The sequence below is a fragment of the Pseudoduganella sp. RAF53_2 genome, assembly GCF_052113985.1.
GTDB lineage: Bacteria > Pseudomonadota > Gammaproteobacteria > Burkholderiales > Burkholderiaceae_D > Rugamonas.
In genome coordinates this window covers 1-5,659 of record NZ_JBFRDW010000390.1, presented here as the reverse complement: position 1 = coordinate 5,659, position 5,659 = coordinate 1, and the positions used below count along the sequence as shown (strand labels likewise).

The 5,659-nt window shown below is 62.3% G+C and carries 4 protein-coding genes; 3 read left to right on the top strand and 1 reads right to left on the bottom strand.

Annotated elements, in window-relative coordinates:
* Both AB4Z11_RS20930 and AB4Z11_RS20925 read left to right on the top strand, forming a co-directional pair.
* On the top strand, positions 1-1,689 hold a 1,689-nt coding region (locus AB4Z11_RS20930), incomplete at its 5' end, for a methyl-accepting chemotaxis protein (RefSeq protein WP_442027423.1).
* Positions 1,640-2,710, top strand: a complete 1,071-nt coding sequence (locus AB4Z11_RS20925) for a flavodoxin family protein (protein WP_442027421.1) — start codon at positions 1,640-1,642, stop codon at positions 2,708-2,710. The genes AB4Z11_RS20930 and AB4Z11_RS20925, both read left to right, overlap by 50 nt.
* On the opposite strand, the gene AB4Z11_RS20920 is transcribed toward AB4Z11_RS20925, so the two are convergent.
* Positions 2,703-3,902, bottom strand: a complete 1,200-nt coding sequence (locus tag AB4Z11_RS20920) for a glycosyltransferase (RefSeq protein ID WP_442027419.1) — start codon at positions 3,900-3,902, stop codon at positions 2,703-2,705. The genes AB4Z11_RS20925 and AB4Z11_RS20920 overlap by 8 nt on opposite strands.
* Positions 3,903-4,048: 146 nt before the next feature.
* Between AB4Z11_RS20920 and AB4Z11_RS20915 the strand changes: the two genes are divergently transcribed.
* The coding region (locus AB4Z11_RS20915) for a PAS domain-containing protein (protein WP_442027417.1) at positions 4,049-5,659 on the top strand (1,611 nt) is incomplete at its 3' end.

Sequence of the window (5,659 nt, the reverse complement as noted above, 5' to 3'; positions counted from 1 at the left end):
AATATAAAGATCGGCCATCGGCTAACAATCGCATTTTCTCTCACCACCCTCCTGCTTGCCATCGTCGTCATTCTTGGCGCGGGGGCTCTACAATTCGTCAAGTCGGAAATTGAACTGACTACCGGCGATCGTTATGAAAAGATTAAGCTCCTGTATGAAACCAAGGAGATGCTGAATCAACAGGCGCGCAGCCTGCGAAATGCGCTGTTGATGCCGGATGCCGGGGAAGCTAAAGCGGAATTAGAGGTTTCCATCAAATCGGGAAAAGAGGCGGATAGCGCGCTGGAAAAGATTGGCGGCCTTATCGTTAATCCGGAAGGCAAACGCCGCCACGCCGCCGCAATCGCTGCCGGCGAGGCTTACGACCGTGTGGAAGCCAGCCTGCTGGCCGCCATCCGCTCGGGTGATCACGATCTGGCCCTGGCGGTCATGTTCAAGGACGTGCGCCCTGCCCAGCTGGCTTACTTCAAGGCCATCGACTACCTGCTGGACTTCCAGAGCGAACTGATGAATGAAGCAGGCGCATCCGCGGCGCAATCCGCCCGCAAGGCGACGATTTCGATGATCGTCCTGGGCCTGCTCGGCGGATTGCTCAGTCTGTTCACCGCCTGGTATATCACGCGCAGCATCGTCCGTCCCGTCAACCACGCGGTCAAGGTGGCACGCACGGTGGCCAACGGCGACCTCAGTTCCTATATCGAGGTGCGCTCAACCGATGAGATCGGCCAGCTGGCGCAGGCACTGAAAGACATGAACACTTCGCTGCAGAAGATCGTCAGCGATGTGCGCGGCGGCACCGAGCAGATCGCAACCGCCTCGCGCGAAATCGCCCACGGCAACCAGGATTTGTCCAACCGCACTGAACAGCAGGCCGGTGCGCTGGAAGAAACCGCTTCGTCCATGGAAGAGCTGACCTCGACCGTGAAGCAGAATGCGGACAATGCGCGCCAGGCCAACGTGCTGGCAGCCTCCGCCTCCGAAGCGGCGGGCAAAGGCGGCGCGGTGGTGGCCCAGGTGGTGGATACCATGGCCTCCATTAATGAGTCCTCGCGCAAGATCGTGGACATCATCTCCGTGATCGACGGCATCGCTTTCCAGACCAATATCCTGGCGCTGAACGCCGCCGTGGAAGCCGCGCGCGCCGGTGAACAGGGGCGCGGCTTTGCCGTGGTGGCGTCCGAAGTGCGCAACCTTGCACAGCGCTCAGCCGCTGCGGCCAAGGAAATCAAATCGCTGATCGGCGATTCCGTGGACAAAGTCAGCACCGGCGCCAAACTGGTGGACGACGCGGGTCACGCCATGCAGGACATCGTCAACCGCGTGCAGCGCGTGACGGACATCATGGCCGAGATCGCGGAAGCCAGCGCCGAACAGCTGGCAGGCATCGAACAGGTCAACGAAGCGATCGTACAGATGGACGGCACCACCCAGCAGAACGCCGCCCTGGTGGAACAGGCTTCCGCCGCGGCCACGGCAATGCAGGATCAGGCCGACCGTCTGCACGAGACGGTCGGAGTTTTCCGGCTGGAAGCGGCACCGACCGCGCGCGTATCCAGCATGACTGGCCGCCGTAAGTACGCTGCCGCACCGACCCGGCAGCAGCTCCCTGTCACACTGATTTCGACGACAGGAGAAGCTGATGACGGAAGTCAGGAAGGGCCAGGCACCCGGCAAACTGGAACGCGCTGAGTTTCACCAGCGCTTTGCGCGCACTTTTGCCGATCCCCGTTTCGACAAGGTGCGCGACGCCGTCGCCGCGCTGGAGGACGTCGCCTGGCAGAATTATGTYGATGGCCGCAAAGCGCCGGTAACCGCACCGGCCGGTCCCGGCTTCGCTGATCCCTCTTATGACCTGTCGGTTGAATGGAAGGCGACGCGCGACCGGCTGCTCGACGCTGAAAAACTTCAGAAAGACCCGCACACGCCATCCAGGGTATTGCTGATCTGCGGCGCCGCCCGCAATGACGGCAGCTGCCCCGGCGAGATGTCCAAGACCTGGCGCCTGCTCAAGCTGGCCGAGCAAACGTTAAAAGGACTGGGCATCGGCACTGACGTGCTGGATCTCAGCCGCCTCACTTCCGAAGCCGACCTGCACATCCATCCCTGCAAGGGCTGCGTTTCAACCGCCCAGCCGCTGTGCCACTGGCCTTGCAGCTGCTACCCGAATCACAGCCTGAACCAGGTCAACGACTGGATGACCGAGATCTACGAACAATGGGTGTCGGCCCATGCCGTCATCATCTTCACGCCGGTGTACTGGTATCAGGCGCCCTCGGTGCTCAAGCTGATGATCGACCGCCTGGTATGCGCCGACGGCGGCAATCCCGATCCCTCGAGCACCCACGGCAAAAAAGCTGAAGAAGCCAAGGCGATTGAACTGGCGGGCTGGCCTTATCCCAAGCATCTGGCAGGCCGCGCCTATGGCCTGGTGGTGCATGGCGACGTGGCCGGGGTGGAAAGTCTGCGCCGCAATCTGAGCGACTGGCTGGATTGGATGGGCCTTCTCGATGCTGGCGCGCTGGCGCGGCTGGACCGCTACCTTGGCTATTACGAGCCTTACGCCACCAGCCACGATGGGCTGGACAAGGACCAGGCCTTCCAGGAAGAAGTGCGCAACGTTGCCCGCGCCGTCGGACATGCCGTGCAGATGCTACGCGCCGGCAAGCTGCAGCGTGCCGATGCCGGCATTGAACCGCCGCGCCTCAAATAGCCAGCTGCCGCTCGAACTGTTCAACAATCTTCTGCGCCATTGCCTGCTGGGTAAAGCCACGATAACGCGCCGCGAAAGCCTGTGCCGCCGCACGGTAGCTACCCTGTCCCAGCAACTGCTGGATCACGCTGCCCCAGTCCACCGGCTGCTGAAGGCGCGCTGCATTGATGCCCGCTCCGCCCACGTCGACCCGCTGCGAAATCAGGAACTGCTCCAGCTGCATCGGCATCAGCAGCAGCGGCACGCCGGCCAGCAAGGCTTGCACCAGCGTCGCTTCGCCGCCATGGCAAACGCACAGGTCAGCCTGCGCCATGGCCTGCGCCAGCGAAACCGGACCACGCGCATAAGCGATGTTCGGCACGGCCACCGGCGGCGCCATGCCCGATGCCACTTCCGGCAAATAGCAGGCAACGCGGCAGCCCGCATCCACCAGCGCACGCAGCACGTCGGCATGCTGGGTGTGCTCCGATTTCAGATAGGCGAACACTTTCGGACCGCTACCAGCGGGCCAATGCGGCGCGGTGCCGGTATGCGGCAGGAAGTTGGGGCCGAACCATTGCGCCGTCGAGGCGGGGCGCCCGTAGTGATCGAGCTCCGGCCAGGTGCACAGCAAGGCCGCATCACCCAGCAAGATATCGGCGGCCTGGCCAAAAGCGGGGGCGCGGTGGCGGGCCAGTACCGCATTGGCCGTCTTCAGCACATGGTCTTCCGCGGCGGCCAGGCGCCCGCTGCCGATTTGTTCCCAGGGCCGCAAATTGGGCAGCGCCCGTCCGGCGGGCGGGCTGTAGAAGCCGATACCGACGGTGGCGCTGGGCACGCCCAGACTGCGCGCCGCCAGGACGGCCGTTGGCGCATAGTCGCCTACTACGAGGTCAGGCTTCAGCGTTGAAAGCATGCCGCGCCAGCCGCATACCAGGCCATCCAGCGCAGCGGCTTCCAGATAGCCATTCGGAATCAGGATTTCCGCCAGCGAAGCCTGATTGGGCGGCATGCCTGCCGTGCGGTGCAGCCAGACCGGCGTCTGGAACTTGGGCACGGCCAGATTTTCCAGCAGGCGGTGCGTATTACCGAGGTCGCGTAAGCTCAGGCTGACGCGGTGTCCGCGCTCCAGCATGGCCTGCGCCAGTGTTTTCAGGCGGCCCGCATGTCCGAGTCCGCCGCCGAGTTCCCAGGCGAGGTGAATATGCGCCATAGGCTGATTAACCACTAATATTGTTCATATTGCTCCAGTCCTGGTAGCGTCGCTGCGGCGTCACGAGTTGCTTCAGAATGTTATTTTATGGCACAAAGTTCGCTCAGCGTATGCAATACTAAGCCATCCCACAGCCGCCGCTAGCAATGAGACTTCCGCAAAGCCTGAAATTCCGCATGTCCAGCGTGGTCATCCTGCTGGTGCTGGCGGCGACGACGATCGTCACCTGGCTTGCCTTGCTGATGGCGGAGCGGGACATGAAAGCTGTGATCGGCCAGCAGCAGTACCATCTGCTGTCTGCCGCGGCGGGCCATATCGACGAACAGTTGTCCGGCAAACGCCTGCTGCTGGCGACGCTGGCTGAAGCCATCTCGGTCGGCAAACCGAGTCCGGAATCCATCCGCCAGGCGCTGGCTGCGCATTCTTCAGCGCGCACGGAGTTCGCTAACCTGGTGGTGTTCGACAAGAACGGCGAAATGGTGGCGACCATGCGCGAGCAGCTGGCTGCCCGCCAGTTCAATGTCGGCACGCGTCCCTATTTCGAACAAACCCGCCAGCAGAAGCGCGGCATCATTTCGCCGCCGGTGCGCAGCCGCATTTCCAACCTGCCGGTGGTGGTGTTGACCCATCCCGTGATCGACAGCGGCGGCGATGTGCAGTATGTCATCGCGGGCAGTATTGACCTGATCAATTCGGATTTTTTCAGCCAGTTCACCGGCATGAGTCCCGGCAAGACGGGCTTTATGTTCATCATGACGACCGATGGCATCCTGGTCAACCATCCCAACAAGGCGCGGCTGCTTGAGCACATCAACGCCCGCCCCGGCTTCAACAAAGCCACCGATATGGCGCTGAAAGGCTTTGAAGGCTGGGTGGAAGCGCGCAACAAGGAAGGCAACGAGGGCATATATTCCTATAAGCGCCTGCAGGCCACCAACTGGATTGTGGCCGTGCGCTATCCGACAGAGGAAGCGTTCGCGCCCATGATTGCCATGCGGCGCACCGCCATTCTTGCCGCTACCGCCTTTGCTGCGGTAGCGGGCTTGCTTAGCTGGTTTGTGATCGACCGCCTGCTGTCGCCCCTGGAACGCCTTCGCGCAGGCTTGCACGCCGTGCGCACACGCGGCAGCGACCTGTCGCAGCTGCGCACCGGCCGCCAGGATGAAATCGGCGAAGTCAGCGAAGCCCTGTATGAGCTGACGGCGGAACGCCAGGCGGCACAGGATCAGCTTCGTGAGAGCGAGCACCGGGCGCGCATGATCGCGGATAACATCCCGGCCCTGATTGCCTACGTCGACCGCGACCTGCGCTACAAATTCACCAACGAGCATTACCGCTTCCTGGTGGGGCTCGATCCGAAAGACATGCTGGGCAAGACCATCGGTGAAGTATTCGGTCCGGAAGTGATGGACCGCTGGCGCGACAAGTTTGAACTCGCCCTGTCCGGCCAGATAGTCTACGAAGAGCGCGATGGTGAAGAACTGGGCCGTCACATGCATCTGATGGTCCACATGGTGCCCGACCTGGCCCCGGATGGCAGCGTGATCGGACTTTATTTGATGTCCATGGATATTACGGAGCGCAAGACCGCCGAGCTGACGCAAGCCGCCAGCGAGCAGCGCCTGAAGCTGATTACCGACCATTTGCCTGTCATGATTTCGGCTATCGACAGCGCCCGTTATCTGCAATTCGGTAACGCGACCTACCAGCGCTGGCTGGGCATCGATCCGCACAGTGTGCCGGGCCGTCCGCTGCAC

Coding starts and splice junctions, on each gene's coding strand:
- AB4Z11_RS20920 (WP_442027419.1), bottom strand. CDS start 3,902: ATGGCGCATATTCACCTCGCCTGGGAACTCGGCGGCGGACTCGGACAT.